The organism is Gorillibacterium sp. sgz306347, from assembly GCF_059735245.1.
Genome location: NZ_JCAPET010000055.1, coordinates 1 through 26099 on the forward strand (window position 1 = coordinate 1; position 26099 = coordinate 26099).

A 26099-nucleotide genomic window follows, 5' to 3' on the forward strand; every position below is an offset into this window, starting at 1 on the left:
GCGTAGCCGTATTATTGGCGGTGGTGTCGGCATTCAATACGGGCGCCGGCGCGCCGGCACGGGTAACGGAAATCGTATACGTACCGGTAGTGATGCCGTCTTCGGCGGTGACGACAACCGTGATGTCCGTTATGCCGACCGGCAGCGTGATGGCGTCGCTTGCATGGCCGCTAAGTACCGTATTGCCCTCTACAGTAATGGTTTGAAACAAAAATGGGGCATGCGGTGTTACGGTAATCGAATCCACGGGGTAAGGAACCGAGGCAGTGTATTCGGTTTTATCCGGTTCCAGCATCAGCGGCTCAGTGCCGAGAAAAAGGGCTTCCAGCTTGACGTTGGTGCTGGGCACATAGACGTTTTGGTTCACAACCGCGTCGCTGTAGCCGGTTGCCTGGACCGTAATTGTGTTAAGCCCTTGCGGCAGGATGCCTGCATGAATGGTCAGTTTACCGGCTTCAAACGTATAAGAGTCAGTTTGAAGCGGGCTGCCATTAACCATTACGCCGGTGAACGCCTCTCGCCATGCCGCGTCATCAGTAAACGTCAGTTCAATAGAAGCAGCCGTGTGATTGGCGGTGGTGTCCGCGTTCAGTACGGGTGGCGTGAGTAAATTTGATGTTACCGTTTGTGTAAGCTGGGCATTGGTGTACCCATTAGATTTTATGACAATTACATTTGGACCGGCTCTTAAGAGCCCGGGGTTAAAAGAGATTTCCGAATCCCCTAAGTTTACGTCAGTTAAAAGCACAGGAGTTCCGTTTACGGTGATTTCGAAAATTTGACTTTTCCATGAACTGTTACTGTTATACCCAAGGGTGATTTCATTTCCTTCTACATTATCCGTTTCATCCGCAGTTAACATCGGAGCCGGAATGGCTTCATAGTACCTGACTACATGCAGTGCATGCTGCTGATCAATGTAAGCAACGTAAGGATGAGGATTACCAGATACGACTTCTACGTACAACGAATAATCGGGGTTAGCGGGATCTACCCGACCGATCATGGAACTGCCGGTTGCGTTCCATTGTTGGGTTGCCGTATTAAGCTGCTTTACCTTAATTTCATTTGTGGCTTCCTCTATATACGAAACAAAAGGCTTGGTGCCGGATCCGGACATGGTGATTTTTGGCATATAAGCAGGAATGCCGGAAACGGACTCTTCACCGCCAAAGGTCAACCAGGTAGAAGTGTCGCGATCAAAACGGGAGACATAAATTTCGTGATTTTCATTGTCGCTGTAAGCAAGCTTTATATCATTCTGATAGTCAAGATCCATGGAGCCGTTTGTTTGTGGAAAGGGAACTCGAATCCAACCGCCGTTCTCCGAGGAGTCGAAATAATAAATCTCCGATCCCTCATTTGTTTCAATAAGCACTTGTGGATCGGAACCAATGTTGAGGGCAAGATCATGCCGAATCGCTCCATCAAAGCTGCTCGTGACGAGGATAGGATCGCCCACTTCCTTCCAACTCCCGCTCCGGTTCATCGCAACCGTCATGTTGTCATACGAACTGCTGTTGAATACAACAACCGGATATTGGATGGAGTACATTTTAAAAACCTTCAGATCAATGGCGGAAACGGAGCCGGCACTCAGCCCGAAACTCGTGTCCAGCCAACTCCCGCCGACAAAATTTTTTACAACGAGGTTTCCCCCGTTATCAAGATCCTGGTACGCGGCGTAAATCTCATTCTGGTTAATTGCAAACGCAAAAGAACCGGCCGGACCTTCCGATACGGTTGTACCGCCCAAAAGCGACCAGTCGGAGGATGTTCCGTTTTTTACCATAACCGTTGCCTTATCGCCGTTGTTGTGGTCGACGTAAGCAACATAAACGGTGTCACCAAAAACTTCAATTTGGGCTTGACTGGCGTTTTTGCTTAAACCGTTGTGCGAAAGCTCGTACCAATCGGCGGCCGAATCCGCCTCCGCTTTCCCCGCACCGATGAGCGGCAGGGAGGTTCCGCTGGCGAAAGTCAGCAAGAAAGCCAACAGCAGCAGCAAACCTTTCTTTCGTTTCATGATGTTATTCACTCCTCTGCAAAATTTAGTCCTCTCCTATTCTAATAAATGCCTCTGAACAAATTCTGAACAATTTGTCGAAAAAGAAGGAAGATCCTCGAAACGTCTTGTCGGAGCTTATTCATCTTTGTCATAATGTTAGAAAATCGAATGAAAGAGCGGTGTAACCGGATTTCCAACATTCAGAGGTTTTTGCATACGGTGAGGAACGAACAGGAAGTGTAAAAAAGCATCTAATTGCACTGTTATTCGCTATTTTCAATCAAATAGATACGCAGAAGCAATTATTTCTTCGATTTTCTCCGTTTATCGCTCCTTTCCTCGGAATTAAGTGCGTATATGTTGTTATTTCGAGATAGAAGCTGATAGGCATTGGAAATAAGAATCGCTTTGCACCTATTGAATTTGCATCGCCATTCCCCGTCATCGTTCGCTTGTTCCCCCATGCGCACGCCTTTTTACCAAGAGAACAGATGCAAAAGGAAAGATGAGCGAAGCACGGGGATGTCCAAGAGGAAACAACCTTCGTGGATGAGGCGCTAGACGCGTTAAGAAAAACCGAACGTGAAAAGAGAGTCTATATTATAGGAAGAAATGAGAACAGTTTCGTTTTCTTCACATTAAAAAGGAGGACAACCGCTTGCGTAAAACAACGGCCGCGTGCATCATGGCGGCTTTGGTTGCCATGGCCGCCGGTCCGGGACCCGCCACGGCGAAGGACCGAACCGCTGCGCCGGCAAAAGAAGAATATGATTTTATCCGCCGGGAAGCCGTCCGGCAGGAGGTGGAAGAAAACCTCCCTGTTTCGCGCATTGGGAAGACGTCCTTTCAACTAAAGGAGCGGTACGTTTCAACGGCGGAGAAGAACCCGGCGCTTGAAGCCCGCCGAGCAGCCGACCTGAACAACCTGAGCCGGGCCGAGGTGATCCTGCTAAGCTTTGACGGCAGCGGCGATCTGGTTTCGGCCTTCAGCTCCAATGAGGGGGAGGTGCGGAGCCGTTTCGGACGGACGGTCCGCAAATCGAACGGCCATATCGGCGGCGATCCCGGTATAACTGCCCCGCAGGGCAGTCCCGAGCCTGCACCCCAAGCCGTTAAGCCGCCCTCCGGGACAAGTCCCGTTTTATCCGCTGCACTTGCGCAAAAGGCGGCGCCAAACGGCTGGAGCACCGGCGCCTTCCACCGGTTCGCTTCCCCGGCAAGCAAGCCCGGGCTTACCTACACGGGAGCGGCCGCGGACGAGATTATTCTGCCGGCGTACGCCGCCGGGAAAGGCGCGGCCAACGGGGAGGCCGCTTACCTGTACACCGGCTTCGACCAGAACGGCAGCGGTATTGCGGAAGCGGGCTTCGCCACGTACAGCGGAACCCAGGGAACGGGATGGTTTCCGTTTTTTCGCGCGGTGCCGAAGCATGGGCTTGCCGAAGGAGAAGGGAAGCGGGAGCAGGCGTTCTACTATGATTTTTCTGAAATCTGCAAACCCGGTGTTCCCATTAGAGGCTGCAAAGCATATTACAAAGTGTCCGACGGCGACCTGGCGATTACCTTTCAGGTCAATCATAAAAAAATTTACGTTGCCAAGTTCGGCGGAATCAAAGCGGCTGGCATTTCCGTCAAACGCGTAACCTCCATCGCCATGCCGAAAACCCGTACAGGGAAATTCACCGTGCCGTATACTTCTTACGCCGTTTGGGGGAATTACCGCTTCCTGACGCAGGACGGGACGGCAGCCGTGTACCCTGGAGCCGTGCAAGGCCTGACCGAGGATGTCTGGACGCATGGAGGAATCATCCACACCGTCAAAAAGGTGAAAAGCGCAACGGACCGCGAAGAACGAATCCGGATTTATTGATCCTGTCTTTTTCGGCTCTGTCGGCTGAACTCTCCGCCCCGGGGGCCTTCTTCAATTAAAGAAAGCGGCGCCTAGGGCGAGCAAACGGGACGCTTGACCAGCAACGGAGCGCTGGGGTCCGCTAGGGGGATGTAGGGGGCCGAAACCGTCAAAAACGGCGGATTATGAAGGATATTAACGGGATATGGAGAATTCATGAAGAATTCTCGTATTATTTACAGCTGGCGCCTTTTTTTTACGATTTATTTGATATTTCGCGGACTTTTCAGTATAATCATGCTTGTCTGCAAAAAATCCTGACAGGACTTGGAGGTTATGCAATTTTGGGAAAAGCTTTGATTATTGGAGCTGGCGGTGTGTCCAGTGTCGTGGTCCACAAATGTTGCCAGAATCCGGATGTTTTCGAGGAGATTTGCATTGCAAGCCGTACGCTTGCGAAATGCGAAGCCCTCAAAAATAAATTGGACGGAGGCCGTACGAAGATCCAGACGGCTCAGCTTAACGCTGACAATACGGATGAGGTCATTGACCTGATCAAAAGCTTCGGACCGGATGTCGTGATTAATGTCGCGCTCCCTTATCAGGACTTGACCATTATGGATGCCTGCCTGGCGACGGGCGTGCATTACGTGGATACCGCCAACTACGAACCGCCGGATACGCCGAAGTTCGAATACAAGTGGCAATGGGCTTACCGGGAAAAGTTCGAAAAAGCGGGCATAACCGCGCTCCTCGGGAGCGGCTTTGATCCTGGGGTAACGGGTGTGTTTACGGCTTACGCCCAGAAGCATCATTTTGATGAGATTCATACGATTGACATCGTCGACGCCAACGCCGGCGATCACGGTTACCCGTTTGCCACCAATTTCAATCCGGAGATCAACATCCGCGAAATTACGGCGAACGGACGCTACTACGAGAATGGCGAATGGATTGAAACGCCGCCGCTGTCCGAGAAGAAAGTGTACGATCTTCCGGAAATCGGCCCGAAAAATATTTACCTGCTGTACCACGAGGAGCTGGAATCCCTCGCCGTCAACATCAAGGGCGTGAAGCGCATCCGCTTCTGGATGACCTTCTCCGACAACTACCTGAACCACCTGCGCGTGCTTCAGAATGTCGGCATGACCTCGATCGAGCCGATTCAATTCGAGGGCAAGGAAATTATTCCGCTCCAATTCCTGCAAGCCGTTTTGCCCGATCCGGCATCGCTCGGACCGAGAACGAAAGGCAAAACGAATATCGGCTGCATTATCCAGGGCGTCAAGGACGGCAAGCCGAAGACCTATTATGTGTACAACGTTTGCGACCACCAGGAGTGCTATGCCGAGGTCGGTTCGCAGGCGATTTCCTATACGACCGGCGTACCCGCGATGATCGGCGCCATGATGATCCTGAAAGGGATCTGGAACAAGCCGGGCGTTTACAACGTGGAAGAGTTTGATCCGGACCCGTTCATGGAAGAGCTGAACAAGCAGGGGCTTCCCTGGAAGGAAGACTTCTCGCCCGTTCTGCTGGACGAGGTGAAGTAAATGAGCCGGGACATCGATTTTGCCGCGCTGCCGTCGCCCTGCTACATCGTGGATGAACGTCTTCTGGAGAAAAACCTGCAGGTGCTGAATTCGGTGCAGGAACGGACCGGCGCCAAAATTTTGCTGGCCCTGAAAGGTTTCTCGATGTTCTCCGTCTTTCCGCTGGTTGGCAAATACCTGTATGGCGTCACGTCCAGCTCGCTGTTCGAAGCCCGTCTCGGGTACGAGAAAATGGGCAAAGAAGTGCATGCTTATGCACCCGCTTATGCGGACCGCGAGTTTGACGAGATCATGGCCTACAGCGATCACATTGTGTTCAACTCGTTCGACCAATGGAACAAGTTCAAGGACCGCGTAAAAGCGAATCCGAAACCGATCGAATGCGGCATTCGGGTAAACCCCGAGTATTCGGAAATCGAGACGCCGCTTTACGATCCCTGCTACACCAACTCGCGCCTCGGCGTCACGCTGGCCAACTTCCGGGCGGAAGAGCTGGAGGGCATCGACGGTCTGCACTTCCATACCTTGTGCGAGCAAAACTCCGATACCCTGGAGCGCGTCGTCGAGAAGGTCGAAGAGAAGTTCGGCGAATACCTGCACAAGATGAAATGGCTGAATCTGGGCGGAGGCCATCACATTACCCGTCCGGATTACGACCTCGACAAGCTGGTCAAGGTCATCAACCATCTGAAGGAAACCTACAACGTTGAGATTTACCTGGAGCCGGGCGAGGCCATCGCGCTCAACACCGGTTATCTGGTGACGACCGTGCTCGATATCGTCCACAACGGCATGCCGATCGCGATTCTCGACACCTCGGCTACGTGCCACATGCCGGACGTCCTGGAAATGCCGTACCGGCCGGGGATTATCGAAGCCGGAAATCCGGGCGAAAATCCGCACACCTACCGCTTGGGCGGCATGACCTGCCTGGCCGGCGACGTGATCGGCGATTACTCCTTCCCGGAGCCGCTGAAGCCTGGCGACAAGGTTGTTTTCACGGATATGGCCCACTACACGATGGTCAAAAACCACATGTTTAACGGTGTCAATCTGCCGTCCATCGCGACCTACAACGAGAAAGACGGGATCAAGGTCGTCCGCCAGTTCGGCTACGAGGATTACAGCTCCCGCTTGTCCTGATTCGCAGCATCGACCAAAAAGACGTCTTCCTTGCGGAGGGCGTCTTTTTGGTATAATCAAAAACAGAGGAATTAACCGGAAAAGGACATCGGAGGAAAACAATGCCGAAGCTGCTGATGGTGGAAGACGATTTAAGCTTGATCGAAGGGCTGGAGTTTTCGCTGACCCGCCACGGGTTTGAAGTAACGGGAGCGCGGACGGTACGGGAAGCCGCGGAACGCTTCCGGTCGGAGCATTTTGATCTTTTGCTGCTCGACGTTATGCTTCCCGACGGCAGCGGCTACGATTTTTGCCGGACGGTTCGAAAAAGCTCCAAAATCCCGATTGTGTTTTTGACCGCTTCAGATGAAGAAGTGCAGGTGGTCATGGGGCTGGACTTGGGCGGAGACGATTACATTACGAAGCCGTTTCGGCTGAATGAGCTGATTTCGCGGATCAACGCCGCGTTAAGGAGAGCGGGGACGCTGAACGAACGGGACTCCGAGCTGAGCGGGAACGGGGTTACGGTCAAGCTGCTGGAAGGCCGCGTATGGAAGGAAGGAGCCGAGCTTGATTTGACGGGCGCCGAATACCGCTTGCTGTGCGCGTTTATGCAAAACCCCGGCATCCTGCTCTCCAAGGAGCAGCTGATGCAAAAGCTCTGGGACAGCCGCGAAAGCTATATCGACGACAACACGCTTGCCGTGTACGTCAGCCGGCTGCGCGACAAGCTGGAGGACGACCCGAAGCACCCCGTTTTTCTAACCACGGTCCGGGGAATGGGGTATCGCTGGAACGCTGACCGGCAGGGAGATGAAACATGGACACGCTGAGAAATCCGGAAGCAAAGCGGGGAATCGCCGGTATCCTGCTGCTTTTCATCTTAGGGCTGATTGTGTCGCAAGTGATGAGTTACCAGCAAGCGCAAGCGCTCAAGCGGGTGATTGTCGAGCATGATTTCCGGCTGGCGGGCGTCTTGCAGGAGCGGTACCCGGAGCTTGCCGGGGAACTGCCCGCCGTGTTTACAAACGAGAAGACGGAGTTGGACCGGAAACGCGGGGAGGCGCTTCTCCGCCCTTACGGGTACGGTACCGGCGCCAGGCTGGATTTTGTGCCGGACGCACGCGCGTTGTCGCGTTCCGACGCATTCGGGCGGCTCGCGGCGGCGGTGCTTCTTGGCGCAACCGCCGTCTGGCTTGCCTGGCGGGCTTGGAAGTCCCATAACCGGAGGCTGGACCGGCTCCAGACGCAGGTGCAGGCGATTCGGACGGGCAGCGGCCAAACCCGCTTGGAGGATGAAGGCGAAGACTGTCTTTCCCGCCTGGCGTCGGCCGTCAACCAGCTTGCCGCCTCCCTGCAAACGCACATCGAGAAAGAAAAACAAAGCCGCGTTTTTCTGAAGGACCTGATTGCAAACATCTCCCATCAACTGAAGACGCCGTTGGCGGCTTTGATTTTGTATACCGACATCATGAAAAACGAACCCACGAATCCCGACGTCATCGGCCGTTTTTTGGTCAAGAGCGAAAACGAGCAGAAGCGCATCGAGTCGCTTGTCGCCAATTTGCTGAAGCTGGCCAAACTGGATGCCGGCTTTATTGAGCTGCGCAAAAAGAAACATTCGCTGGAAACGCTTGTCCTGCAGGCGGCCGCCAGCTTTGAGACCCGAATCCGGCAAGAGGGGAAAAAGCTGGTCGTGACCGGAGACGAGAGCCTGGAATACGAGTGCGACCCGGAATGGCTTTTGGAGGCTGTCAGCAACGTGATCAAAAATGCGGTGGACCATACGAGCCGCGGGGGGAATATCGAGGTCCGGTTAACCGAGACGCCGCTTCTGGTCTACCTTGCCGTGCGGGACGATGGAGAAGGCATTGCGCCGGAAGACATTCATCAGGTGTTCAAGCCATTTTATCGCAGCCGGTTCTCGCAGCAGAAGCAGGGGGCGGGAATCGGGCTGGCGCTTGCCCAAACCATAGCGGGCCTGCACGGCGGGCACCTGTCGGCCGAAAGCCGAAGGGGAGAAGGCGCCTGCTTTACCTTCCGGCTGCCCAAGCTTACAGAATTGTAAGCGCGCTTTCACCGTCCCGTAAGCTCGGGCTGGTATACTGCGGCAAAAGGGCGGAGCAGACGCTGGGAGGAAAACGTAATGGAATTATTGCGAGTGGAGCATTTGCATAAAAGCTACGGCCACAAAGAAGCCAAGGTGGAGGCGCTAAAGGATGCGTCTTTTACAGTAAGCAAAGGAGAGTTTGTTTCCATCATCGGGCCGTCCGGCTCAGGAAAAAGCACCTTGCTGAACCTGCTGGGCGCGCTTGACCTGCCGACATCGGGAAAAGTGTTTTTGGACGGCCGCGATCTTTATGCTATGAAGGAAAAGGAGCTGTCCATCTTTCGGCGGCGCAACATCGGTTTTATTTTTCAGGCGTTTAATCTCGTGCCGGAGCTGAATGTGGAAGAGAATATCTGCCTGCCGATTTTACTGGATTACCAAAAGCCGGACAAACGGCATTTGGACAACCTGTTGGACGTCCTCGGACTGGAGGAACGCAAGCATCATCTGCCGAATCAGCTTTCCGGCGGGCAGCAGCAGCGCGTGGCCATCGGCCGGGCGCTGGCCTCCAGGCCGGCCGTCATCCTGGCGGACGAGCCGACAGGCAACCTGGACAGCCGCAACAGCCGGGAGGTCATCAACCTTCTCAAGCTATCGGTGGAGCGCTTCAATCAGACCTTGATCATGATCACGCATAACCCGGAGTACGCGTCTTATGCGGACCGGGTGCTGAATGTTCAGGACGGCGTCGTGACCGAATTGGGGGGCGAACGGTCATGATGAAGAGCTATCGTAGCTTGACCACGCGGTACATGAACGTACACCGGAAAAAGACAAGGCTCGCCGTCTTCAGCGTGGCGCTTGCCGTAGCGCTTGTGACCGGCATTTTCTCGATGCTGGAGACGTTCCTGGTTTTCGAGAAAACGCAGATGATCCGCGATACGGGAAACTACCATTTGACGCTGAACGAAGCGTCCGATGCGGAGCGAAACGCCATCTCGGCCCGAATTGAAGTGAAAAACGCCGGCCGCTGGGTTCAGTTTGCTTCAGCCGGAGCGGCAAATAGCAGAACGGTCCAGCTGCTTGCCGTGGACGAGAATTTCGCGCCCGACATGAACATGCGGCTGGAAGAAGGCTCCTATCCGGACCAGCCCGGCGAAGTGATCATTGAGAAATGGGCCTCCGAGCGGCTATACCTGAACGCCGGGACGGGAGACACCATTCGGCTGGCCCTTCCGGGGCTAGACGAAAAAGACTACACCGTCAGCGGCATAATAAATGACCAGGCGAACACCAAACAAGCCGGGATTCCCGTCGCTCTCCTGTCCATGCAGGAGGCATTATCCGTTCCGGCGGAAAAAGCAAGCCTATTCCTGATTCAGGCGAAGGACGGGGTCGCCGTTGCCAAGCTGCGGCAGGACCTTCAGGCCGCGCTTTCCATCCCGGAGCTGCGTCTCGGAACAAACGGCAAACTGCTGGCTGTGATCGGCCAGGGCGAATCCGACATGGTGACGAGTCTCTATACCGTTGGCGCGATCTTGTTTACCATCGTGCTGGTCGCCGGGATCGTCATGATCTACAACACGTTCCACATATCCGTCATGGACCGCGTCAAGCATTTCGGGCTGCTCCGCTGTATCGGCGCCTCCCGGGACCAGATCCGCCGGCTGGTCCGGCAGGAAGGCCGCTTGATTGCCGTGCGCGCCATTCCGCTGGGGCTGCTCGCAGGCATGGGCCTGGCGGTTCTGTGTGCGGCCATTCTGAAATACAACAACCGGGAATTGTTCGGCGAGATTCCGCTGTTTCGTTTCAGCGCGGCGGGAATCGCCGCCGGTGCCGTTATCGGGTTTCTGACGGTTTTTGCCGCTTCGTTGCTCCCTGCGCGAAAGGCGGCCGGCATCCCGCCGATCGTAGCCGTTACAGGCCAGCGCGATGCGGCTCCGACGAAGAAAAAAAAGCGCGGCCTGCTTGCCAAATGGCTGCGCATCGAGCTTGCCATGGGCATCGGCAGCGCCGTTTCGAAAAAGAAAAGCCTGCTTTTGATGTCCTGCTCCGTCGCGATCAGCATTGTCCTGTTTCTCGGCTTTCAGGTGTTTGTGGATTTTCTCCATGCCTCCCTGAAAACAACAAAACCGTATTCCCCCGATGTCACTCTTGCGGCAAACGGTGGAATAGACGACGGCCTGGTGGAAAAGCTGCGCGGTACGGAAGGGGTGAAACGGGTTTACGGCCGAAAAGTCGCTCATCTGGACGTTTCCTTTTCCGCCGATCGCCTGACGGACTGGTATCGCGGCCAAGCGGGCGAGCTTCAAACCGGTTCAGACGGCACGTTTGTTCCCGGCGAGAAATCGCTGCTCATTTCCTATGACCGGAATCAGCTGAATTGGGCTGAAACGGACCTGCTAAAAGGCACTTTATCCGAAGAGGAATTAAACGGGAGCAACGGCGTGATTGCCATCGCCAAAAGTCCGCGGTCCAACCGCACGGTGGGAACCGCTGAGTTCGAGCTGGGCGATCCGGTGATAATCCATACGGCGAACGGGGCCCGGACGGTCCAAATTGCGGGGATTCTCCGTACAGTGCCGTTCAACGACCCGAATCCGAACCTGACCGCATTCGTGACAACCGAAACGATGTTTGCAAAACTGGCCGGTGAGCAGAATTATCAGACGGTCAATCTGCACCTGACGGGCAAAGGAGAAGAGCGGGCCATTCAGACGGTCAAGCAGATGGCTGCTTCGGAAAAGCTCTCCTTTCTGGACGCGAGGCAGGCCAACGATGAGGCCAATCAGACGTTTCTGACGGCGGCGGTCTTTATTTACGGGTTTGTGGCGGTGATCGCGCTGATCAGTATCCTGAACATCGCCAACACGATGAACACCAGCGTCATCGCCAAGCAAAATTACATCGGCGTGCTGCGGGCGGTCGGCATGTCCGGCGGACAGCTGAGCCGGATGGTCGTCACAGAAGCGGCGACGTATGTGTTTGCCGGATTTGTGATCGGATCGATTGCCGGGGTGATGCTGCAAAAAGCGATGATCACCGGTATGCTGTCAAGCTTTGCGATCCCCTGGTCCGTTCCGGCCGACCAGCTGCTGCTCCTTTTGGCTGCCGCCGTCTGTGTCACCTTCTTGTCCGTCATCGGGCCGCTCAAACGGATCAAACGGACGGGAATCGTCGAAGTAATCCATTCCCTTTAATGTTCATCCTGGGTTCATCTGCGCATGGTATACTGACTGCAAAGGAATCCCGGGAGGCGCAAGATGAACACCATTCTGCTCGTGGAAGACGACAAAAACCTTCGCAAGCTGATGACCGCCTATCTTACGGGCGACGGCTATTCCGTGCTCCAGGCGGGCGGAGGCCAAGAGGCGCTTTCGTTATTGGAAAGCCGCCACATCGACCTGATGATCAGCGATATTATGATGCCGGGAATGGACGGTTATGAACTGACAAGTCTGCTGAGGGAGTCGCGCTTTCAATTTCCGATTCTTATGGTGACGGCGAAGGAAACGTTTGAGGACAAAAAAAGAGGCTTTGGCGCGGGAACCGACGATTATATGGTGAAGCCGGTGGACATGAACGAAATGCTGCTTCGCGTGGCGGCCTTGCTCCGGAGAGCCCAGATCACGGCCGAACGCCGGCTCAGCATCGGCAGGGTAACGCTCGATTACGATTCGCTTTCGCTCATCACCCCCGATACGACGCTGGAGCTTCCGAAGAAGGAATTTTATCTTTTGTTCAAGCTGCTCAGCTATCCCAAAAAAATTTTCACCCGCCGGCAGCTGATGGATGAAATTTGGGGGCCGGATTCGGAGGCGGAGGAGCGAACGGTGGACGTGCACATCAAACGGCTGCGCGAAAAAATTGACGGGCTGGAGGAGTTCCGGATTGTGACGGTACGGAATCTGGGCTATAAAGCGGAAAAGCGGGAACCGGGATGAAAACCTTCGGCCTGAAATCCATCCGCCTGAAATTTGTGCTGATTTTTATCGGCATTTTGCTGGCGTCCTGCCTGTTTTCCTTTCACATTGTCGTCAACTTTTACTTCAGCCATATTTTGCGGGATATCGAGTCGGGCCTGCTGACCAAAGCCCATTCCCTCCAATTGCTGACGGACAAAACCGACTTAAGTCTTGAGGAGCTTGTTTCGCTGCACTCCAAATCGTCTTATACGCCGGGGATATACGACCGCCTGGAGCAGATTCCGGCGGTAATCGGCGGCGAGGAGGAAATGAAGCTGGAGGCTGGCGAGAGCGTGCTGGTCGAAAAGGCGAAAGGCAAGCGCTCGGTGGTTCCGGCCGTGCTGGTCAAGCTTCGCGGACAGTATGTGCTTTTGGACTCCTTCACGGGTCCCGTTAACCGCGCCTTGAGCAATCTGGTGGTCATGACGCTGGGGATCTGCGCGGGACTGGGGGCGCTGATGATGCTTTTTGCCGTCAACCGGATTACCCGGCCCGTCAAGAAACTGACCCAGGCGGCTCAAGAGGTGGCAAAAGGCAATTTCGACGTGCGGGTGAAAAACCGGAGCCGGGACGAAATCGGCCGTTTGACCCATCATTTTAATTTGATGGCGGCGGAGCTGAACCGCAACGAATATTTGCGGAAGGATTTTGTCAGCAGCGTTTCGCATGAATTCAAGACGCCGATTTCCTCCATTCAGGGGTTTACCCGTTTACTCAAGTCCAAAACGCTCTCTCCAGCCGATTTTGAGGAATACACCGACGTGATCATTGAAGAGACGGACCGGTTGAGCCGGCTGACCGATAATATTCTCCGCCTTTCGCGGCTGGAGAACCAGTCCATTCCCGAAGGGGCGTCGACGTTCCAACTGGACGAGCAGCTTCGCAAATCGATTCTCCTCTTGGAAAATGAATGGGCCGAGAAGGAAATCGATTTTGATCTGGAGCTTCCCGAGGTTTTCTATACCGGACCGGAGGAATTGATGCAGCAGATATGGATCAATTTGCTCGGCAATGCCGTCAAGTTTTCCCCGGCAGGCGGCGTGATCGGCGTCGTTTTGGAAAGCGGCGATGCCGGAATCCGCGTACGGATCACCGATCAGGGGCCGGGCATAGCGGAAGAGGCAAAAAGCCGTATTTTCGAGGCCTTTTATCAGGAGGAGCCTTCCCGGACCGGCGAAGGAAACGGCCTCGGACTGGCCATCGTCAAGAAGGTGGCGGAGCTTTGCCAGGGAACGGTAGACGTGGAAAGCCGTCCGGGCAGCGGGGCCGCTTTTACCGTTTGGCTCCCGCGGGAAGAGCCACGCCCTTCAAAAGCCTGATTGTTTCAAAGCATTCTTGTTGGATACCATGGCAAAGAAAAGCTAAGCAAAACAATGCAAACAAGGCAAGCAGGGCAAACAAGCAAGGTTAAAATGACGATGCAAAGCATTACTGAGCAATGCCTTTACCGGAGCGGACCCGCTCCGGTTTTTTATATATTGACAAGGAGAGTGTGGACCATTATAGTATGTTACATGACTAACATACCGATAGGGTGATTGAGGTGGGACTGCCGTTTGATGACGGAAAGCCGATTTTTCAGCAAGTGGCCGAGTTGGTTGAAGACGACATTCTGAACGGCACCTACTCGGAGGAAGATCAAATTATGTCCACCGCCCAGTTTTCCAAGCTTTTTGAGATCAATCCGGCGACGGTGGTGAAGGGGATGGCCCTGTTGGTAAACGAGGGGATTGTGTACAAGAAGAGAGGCTTGGGCATGTACGTTGCGAAGGGGGCAAGAAATCGAATTTTGGAGAAGCGCAGGGAACGGTTTTATGACGAGCTTGTGGTCAAGCTGCTGACGGAGGCCGAGAAACTGGAATTAACGGTGGACGACATCATGGAGATGCTGCGCCGCGGAAAAAGGGGATGAACGAATGGCAACGGTATTGGAATGCGCAAACCTGAACAAAAGCTACGGGAAACACGAAGCGGTCCGCAGTTTGGACCTGAAGCTGGAGGAGAATACCCTTTACGGTCTTCTTGGGCGCAACGGGGCGGGCAAGACCACGCTCCTCAATTTGATCGCCGGCGGCTTGTTCGCCGATTCGGGGAGCATTGCGTACAACGGCCGCAGACTGGGACGCGGCGAGTCCCCGGCCGGCATGTGTTATGTCCGGGAGAAGAACGCTTTTTTCCGCAACGCCACAGTCTTGGAGACACTGCGGTTGGCGTCCGCGTTTTACCCCGGCTGGGATTGGGAAACGGCCAATGAACTGCTCAAAACCTTCAAGCTTGCGCCGCATAAAAAAATCCGCCAGCTGTCGCGCGGCATGGAATCGATGGTCGGCAACATTATCGGCATCGCAAGCCGTGCGCCGCTCACCGTTTTTGATGAGCCGGTGCTGGGGCTGGACGTGCTGATGCGCGAACGGTTTTACCGGGTGCTGCTGGAGGACTATGCGGAGCAGCCGCGCACGATCCTGCTGTCCACGCATCTCATCGACGAGATCGCGCCGGTGGTGGAGATCGTTTCGATCATTGAAGAAGGCAGCATTCTGCTGCAGGAGGAAGTGGAGGCAATCCGGGCCAAATCCTATCTGCTTCGCGGTCCGAACGATGCGCTGGAGCCCTATCTGGCCGGCAAGCGGATTTTGTACCGGGAAGGCTACGGCAACGGTTCGCTGGCAGCGGTCTACGACACCCTGGGGCCCGAAGACCGGGCACGGGCCGAACGAGCCGGCATTGCCGTTGAAGGGTTGCCGCTGCAGAAATTTTTTGCATACCTGATCGAAAGGGGCGAGTACGTTGGCTAAATACAAGGCTCTCTGGAAAGCGTCCTGGCTTCAGCTTCGGTTGTATATTTTGATTACGATAGGCGCACTGGTGGTTTCGGGAGTGGTTAATTTTATCGTCAGCGTGTCGATCGAAAACAGTGATAATACCCAGATCTCGCTTGGTAATCTTCTTCTGCTCGTCCTGTTTTTTATCGGCATTGTCCTGCAGTTGGGCTTTTTCAAAAAGGCCATTCACTTGGGTGCCAAACGAAGCGAGTTTTATCTCGCCGTCCTTTCGGTTTACGTGGTGTGGGCTGCGGCGATGGCTCTTCTGAATACGGTATGGCTGAAAGTGGACATACAATTTATACGCGATTATCAGGGCGTAATCAATCTCATGGAAGTTTTCCATTGGGAGCAGTTCGGCGATGCGGGGATGCTGCTTTATCAATTTGCGGCCTATCTTCTGCTGCTCTCGCTGCTTACCCTGCTGTTCGCCGGACTGCAGCATGCGTTGGGTTGGGTATTGTGGGTGCTCCTGATCGCAGGGATTTCCGTCGGCACCTCCGTCCCGTCGCTCCGGCCCCATGTGGGGGACTTTTTCCTCACGCTGTTGTTCAATGATTCGCTTGTTGTAGGAGTGGGGCTGGCCCTCCTACTGAGCGTTGTTTTTCTGGGCGGCGGCTGGTGGTTTGTCAGCCGGAGAACCGCTCAATAATTCCGAGCTTTACACCTGCTGAAGCAAGTTCCCGTCAATGAAGAAGCCGGCTGGCGTCCCGACAAAGGGCGCTGGCCGGCTTTTTGTGGTTGAGTGGAGAAGGCGGATCACGATCATTATCGTCACCGTTTTTTCGTTCCCCGCGCTGTCGGCGATTTTCACATCCACCGGAACAGGGCCCTTCGGGGCTCCGTATCTTGTTCGAATGAGCAAGGCTTGCATTTTTGCCACCTCCCCGGAAGGCAGCAAGGTGATCTACCTGTTTGATTTCACAGGATACAACGCCTCCGGGTTCCGACCAATCGGCGAAAACGGTCAACGGAGTCTTTGCGCTTATCGGCCAACGTTTTCATTTTCCTTGCGCCACACGGGTTTGCATCGCTTCTAAATCCATGGAGGCCACCAAAACAGGAGCATATAAAGCGCTCCGGCTCGGCTGCTTTGCACGGTCACGGATTTCTCCTGCCCTGATTGTTTTAGGCGACTCCAATCCGGACAAGAGCGGTCCGTCCAGATCTCCGCCAAAGATTAAGCATCGTCTAGGATGGGGAGGCTGCGGGATCTGCCGGATAGGGCAGAGGAAAATAATCGAGAGGGATGTTATTTTTGATACATCGGGTGCTTTGTTATAACTCGTTCGAAAAGAAATTCCCACTGAAGGAGCGAAGCTGAAGATGCTTGGAACAAGCAAAACAAACGACGAGCTGGCGGACAGAATAATCCATATATGTTAATCTATATAGCGGGAGGTGGATGCGTGTTACTACATATCCAGAGCGGGGAGAAATATCCTGTTTCGTTTCTTGCGTTGCAGCCATATGACATAAAAGACCAGATGCAGGATTGGATCAAAGCGTTCGATTGGACAGTATATTTTCGCCATCGTGGTGTTGAAGTATATAAGATGGTTGTCCGTGGCAATGATGAGATACAAGGGGTAATAGCTCTTGAGCCTAGGGCGGATCATGTTTGGGTTCATCTTATTGAAAGCATACCTTATGGTCGTAAGGTGTTTGATCTAATAGGTGAACATTTGTTAGCATTCGCTTGCAAACGCAGCATGGATCTTAGGCTTGAAGGTGCCGTTGCATTTAAATCCAAGACCCATAATAGACTCATGACTTACTACATGAGAAAAATTGGTGCTGAACACTGTGGTGGTGGCCTCATGGTTATCGATGATACTGTCGCCAAACGACTAATTATGATATACTTATCCTAAGAGGTGATTGATCATGAAAAAGACGATGAGTCTTGATGATGCTGTTCGTCGATATGCAGGCGGTCATTACGTTAAGCAATCGATGCCCGGCACCAATCCCCAGCGTGACAAAATGGTAAGCGATGCTTTAGCTAAATTGAAGTTGATTCGATCTGCTGTCAAGGTTCGCCAATAGGCGAGCCTTTTTTATTGGGGGCTCAACCCATTTCCCCCTAAATCGTCTGCTTGTAAATCAAATTTCCCGAACTAAGTACAATTAACAATAACTGCCCGAGAATGATGAGATCCCAAATCGGAGAGTATTAAAGAAAAGTGCCTCAAAAATAGGCCAATGCCCAGGTCAACGGCGCTTCCCTGAAGGTACATGATTATCCTTATCATACAACAATATTTCAGCTTATTGGAATGGATTTTTGCATGAGTGTTTTTCTGTTGCAAAACAAGTTGTTCCGTATAGCTGGTGTTCAATCGGAGAATACTCCCGCCGTGCACGAGAGGGCTCTTTCTACATCCGAATTTGACCAACTGAATTTTGCTTGAACCGGCGGCTTCGTCTATCACCAGGTCACCTTCAAAGGTTATGCCTTGCAGAACAACGTCCGGAGCAGTAATCCGAATGCTTAGGGGAACGAAGTTGTTGCTTTCTTTGACGAGGTTTGGGGGAGGGCGATTGGTTTGCTTCACTGTTACCAATATTAAATGAAGAAGCCGGCTGGCGTCCCGACAAAGGGCGCTGGCCGGCTTTTTGTGGTTGAGTGGAGAAGGCTTACTGGATGTCGACCGTTATGGTCACCGTTATTTCGTTCCCCGCACTGTCGGTGATTTTCACATCCACCGGAACAGGGCCCTTCGGGGCTCCATATATTTTTCGGATGAGCAGGTACTGTAGTTTTAATACGTTGCCGGTTCCAGACACCCGAGAATTCGTCTCTTTGATTTCACAGAACAGAGCGCCTTCTTTTTGCGGAACGGCGGAGATGTAACGCAAATTGTCAAAAGGATCACGATCATCGGCTATTTGGTATGGAAGGAGGCTAAGCGATTGGATTTCGGCAGTTAGAGCCCAAGGTTTTGTTACTTTGGCTGTAGGCGGCGCGTTGCCTATTGTCACGAGGCCAACGGGATCGCTTTCTGCCATGCCGGTCGTTTGTACGGTGATGTACAAGACTTGACGATCGGTTAGGGGCAGCGGAACGGTAAGGTCCGTTTCTCCCCGGCTCACGGTACCGTTTGCCAGCAGCAAACCACCCGGTTCCCGGTAAATTCGTATGATGTCGCCTTCTTTTTGGTCCCGAAACGTAATCGTGTCCTTGTCGGTTCCGGCTTGATCCGAAAAGACCGGCATGCTGGAGAGCCCAGGTTTAACATTTACATACACATGGATCGTTTCTCCTCCGTATGCTAGCAAAGTATAAGTACCGTCGGGAAGTCCTTTGGTATCCAGTTGATGCGGCTGATTAACCTTGTTCGCCGGTACGGTGTACCGCAATCCTTTCCCGGCGGCAATCAATTCCTCCCAATGGTCCGGTTGTGCCACTTCCCTCAAAGGAAGCAAATAAACGGGTACAGGCTGATCCGCTTGAAACCGGATTATGGCTCCTGCTTTTAGATTTTTTTCCGAAAGCAGCTCCAAATTAACGCCTGCTGAAATCGGTCCAATCCGCAATTCCTTTTCGAGAACCGTTCCCCGGCTGTCTTTTAAGGAGTCGGGTTCCAACCGCAAGACATTTCGGGTGCCGATGAATTCCTCATGAAACTGAATGACGATTTGCGGACCTGTAAGAAAAACCTGATCTCTGGGGTCAAGCGGTTTGAAAGAGGCACCGCCATCTTTCGAAAAACGGATCTTCTCTTTAAATGCGGCAAGATCCGTTGCCGTAAATGCTACTGTTCGATTGAACATAAGTCGGATTTCATTATTGAAGGTTACTCCGTAGGTTTGGTAAACCAATTGGGGCGACTCGATCATAAGCATCCGTTCGGCAGAGACGAGCCCCTTCTGATCCACTACAAGAAGGCTCCATGGACCAGCTTCTGTCCAATCGGTGGGAATGCTCAGCGCAGTATTCGCTTCAATCGGCCAGCTTTTTCCTTTTCCCTGCTTGATGCTATCCTCCATTACTTGCGGGTCCAGGGTGGCCACGGAAGCCGGAAGCATGAAAAGCATCCCTGCACGGTTGCTCTCCACCGTTAGGGAATCCCCGGCTGCGATGGTATGGGGTGATTCGGCCCCTGACAATATCGGTCCGTCAGGGTCTCCACGGAGCGGCACTCTGTCGGGGAACGTCAGGTCCGAAGGTGGAAGCGAGTCTGTTGAATAAGGAAAATTTCCGATGGGAATTGTGTTTTCCCCTATGGTAACGGTGGCCAAAGGGGGGACGTTTCGCCCTGCAAACAGGGCCTCGGCCGGTTTTTCAAGCACCACGCCTTCTGAATTGATCGTGACGCTTTGAATGGTACCCGCTCCGGTTACACGAGAGGCTGTTTGCAGTATCAACGCTTGAATGAAGCTGTCGGACGAGGCTTCAATTTCAGTCGGATTGACAACGCTGACCTCTCGAATCCGTGTTTTGGTCCCCAGAACAAGTTTGGCGTTTTTCCGTTGCTGAACAACTCGATCGATTTTGCTGTCATGAAAATGGATCGTGCTCCCGCCTCGCACGGTAACGGTTCCGGTCACATCCGTATTCATCAATTGAATCGTGCCTGAATCAACGGATTCGTTAATCTCAAGATCACCGTTGACGGTAAGGTTTTGCAGGACGATATCGGGTCCGGTAATCCGGATACTTTTAGGAATTCGGTTGGTTCTTTCCTCGGAACCGTATGTACCGGGAGTGTTGTACTCCAAATAAGGCTTGCGCAGGACATTATCAAGCATGGCAATGGCTTCCGCATGGGTTAAGGTCCCTTTGGGACGAAAGTCTCCTTGAAAGCCGTTCATAATTTGCTGTTCACTTACCGCTCCAATGGCATTTTTGCTCCAAGGTGCCATTTTCAGAGCATCCCGAAACCCGTCCGCCAAATTTGGTTTGCCGGGCAACTGAAACAGTTTGGCCAGCATAACGGCGGCTTCCTCCCGGGAAACCGGCCGGTTCGGCCGAAACGTCCCGTCGAAGAACCCCTCAATGTAACCGTAACTGATAGCCACCCCAACTTCTACGTCACGGTCGGGAAAATCACTGAAAAACGGGCCGGATAAATGATTGGATTTGTCCAGCGAAAGAGCGGTGTTGACGAAGGTTACCCACTCCAGCCTTGTTGTCGGGGAGTTAAGGTAGGTTGGGTTCACGTTCTTTTCCGCCAGCCACCCCTTTTTGACCCATTGGTCTGCAATCCTCGCCGCCCAGTGAGACGTCACTTTAGATGCCGCGGTTGCGGCAAACGGAGTTGCCAGAACGGCGGCAATCAGAACGGCTGCAAAAGAAAGCTTCAGCATGTTTCGAATTCGAATCAAGCCCATCAGTTCTCCTTCCCTATTCCACAATCTAGCAATAGGTCTATTTTACAGAACCCGCCAGGAGCAGAGCAAGGGAAAGCCTACGTTACCTTTTTGCTCCCGGATGAGGAGAATGGAAAGCATCGGGACGCTCCTTCCCTTTGGAGCCGACTGAGGAAAATATGGCGTACAAAACGGCAATCAGCAGGACAACAAAGGCGGAGTCCAGATAGATGGAGGCATAGCCGGATTTGCCCGCTGCATGCCCGAGGAGCAGGGAGCCAACCGCAATGCCCGCGTCGTAAAAGAGCAAAAAGGTTGAGGTGGCATAGCCTTTGCGCCGGGTTGGGGCATGGCGAACCGCCAACGTTTGAAACGTGGGGAATAGAGCGCCGTATCCCAGGCCCAACACACCGGCCGAAGCAAGGTATGCCAAAGAAGATTGGGCGCTGCTCAGCCAAAACAAACCTGCCGCAAATACAGCAACCCCGGTGTAGAGAAGCGTGTGCGGTCCTTTGCGGTCAAGCAGTTTACCGAGGAAAGGCCGCGGCAGCACAACCATCAAGGCGTACACGGCAAAAAAGTAAGGCGTTACCGAAGCGGCGCCCAATTCGTTTCCATACAGGGAAACAAATCCGGAAATTCCTCCGTAGGCAAACGCCAACAGCAGACCACATAAGGCGATCGGAATCGCGGATGTTTCGATAAAACGATGCAGTCCGCTGAAATCGCCGTTTTCGGGAGCCGTTTGCGAGTCAAGCTGCGGAGCCTCCGGCTTCAACAGCGCCGCTCCGGCCGTACACGCAAGCGCGAGAACGCCAAGCAGAGCAAACAGTACGGCGGAAGAGGCATGCTGATGCAGGGTCAAGCCGAGAAAAGGGCCGATTACCATCGCCATGCTCATAAACATGCCGTAATAGCCGAGTCCCTCGCCCATCCGCTCTTTGGGGAGCGACGCCGCCGCCACAGTGCCGGTTACGGAGGAAGCAAGTCCGAACGAAAAACCCTGCACAGCCCGAAGCGCCAACAGAAGCGGAAAACTGGCGGCCCCCAAATAAGCAAAGCTGCACACCATAAAAAGCGCGGACGCGAGCAGCAGGAACGTTTTGTGCCCCAAGCGCTCCATCCAAAGACCGGACAGCGGGCGCGCCGCCATGGCGGCGACGGTAAAGATCGTTAGAATCAGGCCGATTTGTGTATCGGTGGAATGGTACTTTTCGGCTGCATAAAGCGGCAGTGTCGGAACCAGAGCATAGAAACAAACATAGATCAGAAAAATACTCAAGCAGCTGATCAGAAAATTGCGTGTCCACAGAGGTCGATTCATGAGGTAGAATCCTTTCATAGTCATTGTCTTTTGCATTATAGCGGGACTTGGCCCATATGAAAAATATCTGTATGGTATAATCAGAAGACATATTACATATATGGTGGAGGGAAAATGGATATCCGTCAGCTTCGATATTTTATTGCCATCGCGGAAGAAGGGCAGATTACGGCCGCAGCCAAGCGGCTGAACATGGCGCAGCCTCCGCTCAGCCAGATGTTGAAGCAAATGGAGGAGGAACTGGGCGTCCTTTTGTTTGAACGGAAGCGGAACGCCCTGACGATCACTAGGGAAGGCGAGCAGTTTCTGCACAAGGCGATGGAACTGGTTCATCATTTCGAGGAGACCGTTGCCGAGATGAAGGAGCTCGGTCAGGAGCAGAAGGGCACGCTAGCCGTCGGTGCCACGCTGTACTGCGCGCCGCTGATGCTGGAAAAGCTGGCGGTGCTCCGCGAGCGGAATCCGCTACTGAAGTTCCGCGTGCAGGAGGGGCATGCGGAGCGATTGCGGGAGATGCTGGAGAGCCGGAGGATTGAAGTGGCTCTCACCCATGGAGCCGGTCAATGGTCCAATGTTTCGGAAAAGATTCTGCGGACAGAGCCGTTTCGCTTGGCGGTGCCCAAACAGTGGGGGCTGGAGCTGGCGCATACCGTCTCCTTGCTCGAGGTGGCCGACCGGCCGCTCTTGATGCTGCGACCCTCGCGGGGGTGGAGCATGTACGGCGCTATTGTGCAGGAGTTTGCCCGCAGGCAGCTTGCTCCGCACATCCTGTGCGAATGCAACGACACGATCATTTTGCTGAATCTCGTCAAGGCCGGGTTCGGGATGACGTTTCTGCCGCTTTCCGTGATCCGGCTGTTTCCATCCGATTCTTTTTCCGTGCATGAGATTGAAGGAGATCCGATCCATTTGCGAACCCGCCTTGTCTGGAGGGAAAACAGCCGTCTTTCCAGGGCGGCCGAAGCATTTCTGACCCTGTTTGCGGAAACGGACCGTTAGTCGAAATCCGGCAATTGACGGGGCATTCGGACAAAATGCGTCCTTGGACGGTGGGCGGCTCGTCCCATCCTTGATATACTGGGGAAAATGGTGGCAGAATTTAGGGAGGCGGGCAGGTTTTGAAGAAAGCTTCATATCTGGTGCTTGGCGTTGTGTTGGGCGTTGGCGTGGCAATGTCGGGAGAGGCGTTGGCCGCGGTGCAATCTCTTGTCGGAAAAACGATCAAATCGGAGACGACCGTCTATCTGGATAACCAGGCTTTGGCGGAGAAAGCGATTTACGTGGAGGGCCGCACTTATTTGCCGGTGCGCAAGATGGCTGACATCGCGGGAATGAAGCTGGAGACGAAGAACGACCGGATTTATCTGCAAAAGCCTTCCTCTGCCACAACTCCTTCTTTTATAACAATCGGAACCGTCAAGCTGCCGGCCGACCGTCCCTTGACGCCAAGCGAGCGCACCTACGCGGAGCAAAGCTTGAAGACGTTAACGGATGAAATCGGACGGACGGAACAGCAAATGTTCGCGACTCTGCAATGGCTATTCGGCGGAGGAAATATTGACCACATGCAGGCAAGCGCAGCCTGGCAATCTTACTGGAAGATGCAAAAAGATGTGGATCTCAGAAGGCTTGAGAAGAGCCAGTTGGAAGAATTCCTGAACAAAAAATAAGCGGCGGCCGCATAGCCGTTCAAGACATGGCATACCAAAAGACGCTGTCTTCCGGAACGGTTCCGGAGATAGCGTCTTTTTTCTGAGCAAGCAAAACCACATAAAGGGCTACGTCCGATAATACCGGTGCATTTCCGGCGGAACGTGATGGCGGAGCAAAAATTGCTCCAGCGGCTCGCCGGGCTGCGGCGATTCGTTCCCGGTCATCAGGAAAACGGCAAATTCATTTGCTTCCCGCTCCATTCTTTCGACGGGATAAAGCGTGTTTTTCTTGAGAAACGGCGTGTTGATTTTCGGGTGCAGAATGCCGTGGCCGAGCTCGTGCGAGCAGACGTACCGCTGCCAGCTTTCGCTGATGGCGTTGTTGATGTGAATGATGGCGATCCGCTTGTAGGTGCTGAAATACCCAAGCGTTTCGCCGAGCGGTTCGAACAGGACCGGAATCTGCTTCTGGGCTGCAATCTCATAGGGGTTGCGGGTTCCGTGCTTTCGAATCAGCCGTTCGACGATTTCTTTGGTCGTGTAAATGGGCATGAGACGATCCCCTCCGGTGTCAGGAACGGTATTTGCGGGGAGCGAATTTCTGTTTGGCCAATTGTTTGGCAAGGCGCATCGAGTTTTCGAGCGAAATGCGCATCAGCTCCTTGGTTTCCTCATCCAGCGCTTCCCCGTAAAAGGCGAGCGCTTCGTTGCTTTCCAGGTCGTTGATCATTTTCTCCAGATCCTTGGCGATGTCTCGCTCCTCCCGGGCGCTGAGCGCCGGTTCCGCGCCGCCGGACTCTTCCGGCTGGAGAGACGACGAAATGCGGCCGAGGAGATAATCGGTGCTCACTTGATGAAATTCCGCGATGGCCCCGATCATTTCAATGTCCGGCCGGGAGATGTTGTTCTCCCAGGCGTTGTAACGGGCCCGCTTGACGCCCAGCTTGTCGGCCATTTCGTCCTGCGTCAGATTTCTCGCCTTGCGCAAGTCGGCGATTGTTTTCCCGATTTTCATGACGAGTCTCCTTCTATTGATAATAATATTATCTTGACGATAACAATTTTATCAAATATAATAAAAGCACCGAACTGATAATTTTATTATCTGAGTGCAGTATAAATGATAAGAATAATACCGTCAAGCTTGGAAAGGAGATCCCACATGGCAAAGGAACAAGATCGGAAAACGAATACAGCCCCCGACGTGGAGCAGGAGCGGGTCATCCGTCAGCTCTCGGGTTACCGGCGCATCGTCAGCCGGATCAAATATTTGGAGAAGCTGCCGGTAGGCAACGGAATCCGGCTCAGCGCGATCAACCAGGACGACAATCTTCAGGCGTTGCACCGCCAGCTCCGCGGAATGCCTTCTTATATGTATCTAACGAAACGGGAGCAGGAGCTGGAAACGACCGCCCACGCTTATTTAATCCGTTATCCGGCGGGCACCAAAGCACAGCTGCGTGAAGTTCAGGGGCTTTACGGTAACGACCGCGAAGACCGGCAGCGTCTGCAGGAGCTGGAAGGCAAGATTCGCAAAGTGCTGGAAACGCGGGCCGGCTTGTCCGAAGGTTATCAGGGCGTCATCGAACGGATGAGCGAAATTCAGGACCTGGAGCGCGAAAAAGAACTGGTGGATAACGCCTTGGCCGCGCTGGAAGAGTACAAGCCACAGTACGCTACTCTGCTTAAACTTCGCTATGTGGACGGCAAATCGGCCGACCAGGTGGCGGACGAGCTGAACGTGTCGCGCGTAACCTTTTTCCGCTGGCGCACCCAGTCGATCAAGGAATACGCCAGCGTCGCGGGAATCGGACAGTGGTAGTGAACAGACTGTGTTAGCAGGCACGAACTAATTGTAGCAGAAACGGACTGTAGCAGGAACGGACAAATAGTAGCAGAAACAGACCATATCAGGAACGGACAAATAGTAGCAGAAACAGACCATGATAGTAAGAACAGACAATGATAGCTATAAAGTATACGAACATATGATCTCATTTTTTCTCGCTGGTTGGCAAGGAAATGATTGGTAAGTGACTCTCTGATTTTTATGGAGAGTCACTTTTTTTGTGCCATACTCCTCTGTTGTTACCATGGTCATATAATCGCTTGTCGAATAAGAACCGTAACGAATAGAAGTGATTGAAGAGACTCCTCCAGCGCTAGGCGAGAGAATGAGGCTGGGTGAAAAAGAAGGGGGGCTTCCGTTATCGGCTTATGCTTCGACGCTTTTTTCGATTTATGCTTATCCATATTTTCTGATCGGTGCCGTCCTGCTCAAACCTGAAAATAGAGCGAGTTCTAAATTTTCATTATTTGCGGTGCGTGGGCAAGGTGGGCGGCTTAACGGTTGCCACAGCGCTTATTGGCCTTTAAAAAGGCTTTTACAAATTCTACCCTGAAAATAACGCAACTTCATATTCTGTGGTACCCCGCCG

General features: G+C 53.5%; 24 protein-coding genes. 19 read left to right on the forward strand and 5 right to left on the reverse strand.

Annotation, left to right across the window (positions count from 1 at the left end; all coding sequences use genetic code 11):
* On the reverse strand, positions 1 to 2026 hold a 2026-nt coding region (locus AC6I6H_RS19990; protein ID WP_497955989.1), incomplete at its 3' end, for a hemoblobin-interacting domain-containing protein.
* Positions 2027 to 2666: 640 nt separating this feature from the next.
* Between AC6I6H_RS19990 and AC6I6H_RS19995 the strand changes: the two genes are divergently transcribed.
* The 15 genes from AC6I6H_RS19995 to AC6I6H_RS20065 all read left to right on the forward strand — a co-directional run bounded on the left by AC6I6H_RS19995 (position 2667) and on the right by AC6I6H_RS20065 (position 17418).
* Positions 2667 to 3878 (forward strand): hypothetical protein, encoded by a 1212-nt coding sequence (locus AC6I6H_RS19995; RefSeq protein ID WP_497955991.1) that lies wholly within the window; start codon positions 2667 to 2669, stop codon positions 3876 to 3878.
* 323 nt (positions 3879 to 4201) lie between these two features.
* Positions 4202 to 5410: a saccharopine dehydrogenase family protein gene (locus AC6I6H_RS20000; protein WP_497955993.1), complete on the forward strand. Its 1209-nt coding sequence runs from the start codon at positions 4202 to 4204 to the stop codon at positions 5408 to 5410.
* Positions 5411 to 6553, forward strand: coding sequence for a carboxynorspermidine decarboxylase (gene nspC, locus AC6I6H_RS20005; protein WP_497955995.1), 1143 nt, complete (start codon positions 5411 to 5413; stop codon positions 6551 to 6553). It begins immediately after the preceding gene.
* A gap of 101 nt (positions 6554 to 6654) precedes the next feature.
* A complete protein-coding gene (locus AC6I6H_RS20010; protein ID WP_497955997.1) occupies positions 6655 to 7365 on the forward strand; it encodes a response regulator transcription factor in 711 nt (236 codons plus the stop codon).
* Entirely contained in the window at positions 7353 to 8600 is a 1248-nt protein-coding gene (locus AC6I6H_RS20015) for a HAMP domain-containing sensor histidine kinase (protein WP_497956000.1), read from the forward strand. The genes AC6I6H_RS20010 and AC6I6H_RS20015 overlap by 13 nt, the downstream gene beginning before the upstream one ends.
* Positions 8601 to 8678: 78 nt before the next feature.
* Entirely contained in the window at positions 8679 to 9362 is a 684-nt protein-coding gene (locus tag AC6I6H_RS20020; RefSeq protein ID WP_497956003.1) for an ABC transporter ATP-binding protein, read from the forward strand.
* Entirely contained in the window at positions 9359 to 11782 is a 2424-nt protein-coding gene (locus AC6I6H_RS20025) for an ABC transporter permease (RefSeq protein WP_497956006.1), read from the forward strand. The genes AC6I6H_RS20020 and AC6I6H_RS20025 overlap by 4 nt, the downstream gene beginning before the upstream one ends.
* Positions 11783 to 11845: 63 nt before the next feature.
* Positions 11846 to 12526, forward strand: a complete 681-nt coding sequence (locus AC6I6H_RS20030; RefSeq protein ID WP_497956009.1) for a response regulator transcription factor — start codon at positions 11846 to 11848, stop codon at positions 12524 to 12526.
* A complete protein-coding gene (locus AC6I6H_RS20035; protein ID WP_497956011.1) occupies positions 12523 to 13866 on the forward strand; it encodes a HAMP domain-containing sensor histidine kinase in 1344 nt (447 codons plus the stop codon). Before AC6I6H_RS20030 ends, AC6I6H_RS20035 begins: the two co-directional genes overlap by 4 nt.
* A gap of 224 nt (positions 13867 to 14090) precedes the next feature.
* Complete coding sequence (locus AC6I6H_RS20040) at positions 14091 to 14459, forward strand: GntR family transcriptional regulator (RefSeq protein ID WP_497956013.1); 369 nt, start codon at positions 14091 to 14093, stop codon at positions 14457 to 14459.
* A 4-nt stretch (positions 14460 to 14463) separates the two neighbouring features.
* On the forward strand, positions 14464 to 15342 hold the full coding sequence (locus AC6I6H_RS20045; protein ID WP_497956016.1) for an ATP-binding cassette domain-containing protein: 879 nt from the start codon (positions 14464 to 14466) through the stop codon (positions 15340 to 15342).
* Complete coding sequence (locus tag AC6I6H_RS20050) at positions 15335 to 16021, forward strand: hypothetical protein (protein WP_497956018.1); 687 nt, start codon at positions 15335 to 15337, stop codon at positions 16019 to 16021. The genes AC6I6H_RS20045 and AC6I6H_RS20050 overlap by 8 nt, the downstream gene beginning before the upstream one ends.
* A gap of 37 nt (positions 16022 to 16058) precedes the next feature.
* Positions 16059 to 16409, forward strand: coding sequence for a hypothetical protein (locus tag AC6I6H_RS20055; protein ID WP_497956020.1), 351 nt, complete (start codon positions 16059 to 16061; stop codon positions 16407 to 16409).
* A 369-nt stretch (positions 16410 to 16778) separates the two neighbouring features.
* Positions 16779 to 17243: a hypothetical protein gene (locus tag AC6I6H_RS20060; RefSeq protein WP_497956023.1), complete on the forward strand. Its 465-nt coding sequence runs from the start codon at positions 16779 to 16781 to the stop codon at positions 17241 to 17243.
* Between the two features lie 13 nt (positions 17244 to 17256).
* Positions 17257 to 17418, forward strand: coding sequence for a hypothetical protein (locus AC6I6H_RS20065; protein ID WP_497956028.1), 162 nt, complete (start codon positions 17257 to 17259; stop codon positions 17416 to 17418).
* A gap of 591 nt (positions 17419 to 18009) precedes the next feature.
* Here AC6I6H_RS20065 and AC6I6H_RS20070 read toward each other — a convergent pair.
* Together AC6I6H_RS20070 and AC6I6H_RS20075 are read right to left on the reverse strand one after the other, a co-directional pair.
* Positions 18010 to 20700, reverse strand: a complete 2691-nt coding sequence (locus AC6I6H_RS20070) for an S-layer homology domain-containing protein (RefSeq protein WP_497956030.1) — start codon at positions 20698 to 20700, stop codon at positions 18010 to 18012.
* Positions 20701 to 20788: 88 nt separating this feature from the next.
* Positions 20789 to 22009 carry an MFS transporter gene (locus AC6I6H_RS20075; protein ID WP_497956032.1) on the reverse strand — a complete coding sequence of 407 codons (1221 nt, stop codon included), beginning with the start codon at positions 22007 to 22009 and terminating at the stop codon, positions 20789 to 20791.
* A 114-nt stretch (positions 22010 to 22123) separates the two neighbouring features.
* Here AC6I6H_RS20075 and AC6I6H_RS20080 point away from each other — a divergent pair, with 114 nt between their 5' ends.
* Both AC6I6H_RS20080 and AC6I6H_RS20085 read left to right on the forward strand, forming a co-directional pair.
* Positions 22124 to 23008, forward strand: coding sequence for a LysR family transcriptional regulator (locus AC6I6H_RS20080; RefSeq protein ID WP_497956034.1), 885 nt, complete (start codon positions 22124 to 22126; stop codon positions 23006 to 23008).
* Positions 23009 to 23127: 119 nt separating this feature from the next.
* Entirely contained in the window at positions 23128 to 23679 is a 552-nt protein-coding gene (locus AC6I6H_RS20085; protein ID WP_497956036.1) for a hypothetical protein, read from the forward strand.
* 108 nt (positions 23680 to 23787) lie between these two features.
* Here the strand turns inward: AC6I6H_RS20085 and AC6I6H_RS20090 are convergent, their stop codons facing one another.
* The gene (locus AC6I6H_RS20090) at positions 23788 to 24213 is read right to left on the reverse strand and encodes an ImmA/IrrE family metallo-endopeptidase (protein ID WP_497956038.1); all 426 of its coding nucleotides are present in this window, start codon (positions 24211 to 24213) and stop codon (positions 23788 to 23790) included.
* A 19-nt stretch (positions 24214 to 24232) separates the two neighbouring features.
* Entirely contained in the window at positions 24233 to 24676 is a 444-nt protein-coding gene (locus AC6I6H_RS20095) for a helix-turn-helix domain-containing protein (protein ID WP_497956041.1), read from the reverse strand.
* Between the two features lie 147 nt (positions 24677 to 24823).
* Between AC6I6H_RS20095 and AC6I6H_RS20100 the strand changes: the two genes are divergently transcribed.
* A complete protein-coding gene (locus tag AC6I6H_RS20100) occupies positions 24824 to 25483 on the forward strand; it encodes a DUF1492 domain-containing protein (protein ID WP_497956042.1) in 660 nt (219 codons plus the stop codon).
* 352 nt (positions 25484 to 25835) lie between these two features.
* Positions 25836 to 26063, forward strand: a complete 228-nt coding sequence (locus AC6I6H_RS20105; protein WP_497956043.1) for a hypothetical protein — start codon at positions 25836 to 25838, stop codon at positions 26061 to 26063.
* Positions 26064 to 26099 lie beyond the last annotated feature (36 nt).

Coding starts and splice junctions, on each gene's coding strand:
- nspC (WP_497955995.1), top strand. CDS start 5,411: ATGAGCCGGGACATCGATTTTGCCGCGCTGCCGTCGCCCTGCTACATC.
- AC6I6H_RS20010 (WP_497955997.1), top strand. CDS start 6,655: ATGCCGAAGCTGCTGATGGTGGAAGACGATTTAAGCTTGATCGAAGGG.
- AC6I6H_RS20015 (WP_497956000.1), top strand. CDS start 7,353: ATGGACACGCTGAGAAATCCGGAAGCAAAGCGGGGAATCGCCGGTATC.
- AC6I6H_RS20020 (WP_497956003.1), top strand. CDS start 8,679: ATGGAATTATTGCGAGTGGAGCATTTGCATAAAAGCTACGGCCACAAA.
- AC6I6H_RS20025 (WP_497956006.1), top strand. CDS start 9,359: ATGATGAAGAGCTATCGTAGCTTGACCACGCGGTACATGAACGTACAC.
- AC6I6H_RS20030 (WP_497956009.1), top strand. CDS start 11,846: ATGAACACCATTCTGCTCGTGGAAGACGACAAAAACCTTCGCAAGCTG.
- AC6I6H_RS20035 (WP_497956011.1), top strand. CDS start 12,523: ATGAAAACCTTCGGCCTGAAATCCATCCGCCTGAAATTTGTGCTGATT.
- AC6I6H_RS20045 (WP_497956016.1), top strand. CDS start 14,464: ATGGCAACGGTATTGGAATGCGCAAACCTGAACAAAAGCTACGGGAAA.
- AC6I6H_RS20055 (WP_497956020.1), top strand. CDS start 16,059: ATGAAGAAGCCGGCTGGCGTCCCGACAAAGGGCGCTGGCCGGCTTTTT.
- AC6I6H_RS20065 (WP_497956028.1), top strand. CDS start 17,257: ATGAAAAAGACGATGAGTCTTGATGATGCTGTTCGTCGATATGCAGGC.
- AC6I6H_RS20075 (WP_497956032.1), bottom strand. CDS start 22,009: ATGAATCGACCTCTGTGGACACGCAATTTTCTGATCAGCTGCTTGAGT.
- AC6I6H_RS20080 (WP_497956034.1), top strand. CDS start 22,124: ATGGATATCCGTCAGCTTCGATATTTTATTGCCATCGCGGAAGAAGGG.
- AC6I6H_RS20090 (WP_497956038.1), bottom strand. CDS start 24,213: ATGCCCATTTACACGACCAAAGAAATCGTCGAACGGCTGATTCGAAAG.
- AC6I6H_RS20095 (WP_497956041.1), bottom strand. CDS start 24,676: ATGAAAATCGGGAAAACAATCGCCGACTTGCGCAAGGCGAGAAATCTG.
- AC6I6H_RS20100 (WP_497956042.1), top strand. CDS start 24,824: ATGGCAAAGGAACAAGATCGGAAAACGAATACAGCCCCCGACGTGGAG.
- AC6I6H_RS20105 (WP_497956043.1), top strand. CDS start 25,836: ATGAGGCTGGGTGAAAAAGAAGGGGGGCTTCCGTTATCGGCTTATGCT.